The following is a 1,009-nucleotide window of genomic DNA, read 5'->3' as shown; positions in this document are numbered from 1 at the left end:
ACAACGCCTGGAACAGATCGTCGGCCATATCGGAAATATGCTCGACCCGCGCCGCCAGCCGGGAGGCGTTGAGCACGAACTCCAGCAGCAGGCGCACCACCGCGGCGATCACCAGGCCCAGCGGCACCGCGAACACCACCGCGAACACGATTCCCAGCCAGGCCGAGATTCGCCACAGCCCTACGGTTCCCACGATCGGGATGGTGAAAGCGCCCGCCAAGCCCAGCAGATACGCCAGCGGCAGCAGCGTGCGGGTGGCGGCGTGGTGAAACTGCAGGTCCAGCAGGGCGCGGGCGGCATCCACGCTCCACGCGCCGAAAGCTCCTGGGCTGGTGAAGGGTTCGACCGGCTCCTCGGGGTCCTCTTCCTCGGCGAGCCGCCGGGACATGCGGCGGGTGGCGGCCTCCTTGAAGGCGGCCCAGCGCCCTTCCTCGATGAGCTCCTCGAGCTTCTCGAGTTCCGACTCCCCCGGCTGTTCGGCCATGCCGACGATCTCCTCTCCCGCAGACCCGTTCGGCCGATTCTGTGTCTCCGGTTTCGGCCGATTCAGTGTCTCCGGTAACGCCGGAGGCCCGCACGACGAGAGAGTGTGTTGTAGAACACGTCACGCCGGCGGCTGATGACGGGCTCCGAACCGAGCGGTAGCGCCCTTGACGCGTCGTCGCAGGCGAGAGCCGGTCCGGTATCCGGGTGTCGCAGATGAGCCAAAGCCGCTTTTCGGTCGAAGCGGACTGGACACATGACGTTCTGCAAAGAATCCGGACTCGAGGTGAAAAAGGGTGTGTAACGCCGCGAACCCCCCGCTCCGATACGCCACCAGAGCAGGAACTAGATCTACCGGGGAATGGAGAAACCAGTGCGTACGACGTTTTCGTCAGCCGTTGCGGAATCTGCGCAGGACTACATCCAGCGCGGCTGGACGGTCGCCGAAACCGCCAATGGCGTCTGCCTGGTCACCGACGAGAACATCGCGGGCATCGAGGTCACCGGCGACACCGCCGCGTTCGTG

At 65.7% G+C, this 1,009-nt stretch carries 1 protein-coding gene; it reads right to left on the bottom strand.

Annotation, left to right across the window (positions count from 1 at the left end):
* Window positions 1-484, bottom strand: a 484-nt coding sequence (locus ACIRS4_RS39440) for a DUF4282 domain-containing protein (protein ID WP_404205282.1), incomplete at its 3' end; no start/stop codon positions are given.
* Window positions 485-1,009 lie beyond the last annotated feature (525 nt).

This window comes from Streptomyces sp. NPDC101166 (assembly GCF_044768125.1).
Lineage (GTDB): Bacteria > Actinomycetota > Actinomycetes > Streptomycetales > Streptomycetaceae > Streptomyces.
The sequence above is the reverse complement of the archived record's forward strand: the minus strand, read 5'-3'. Positions and strand labels throughout refer to the sequence as shown.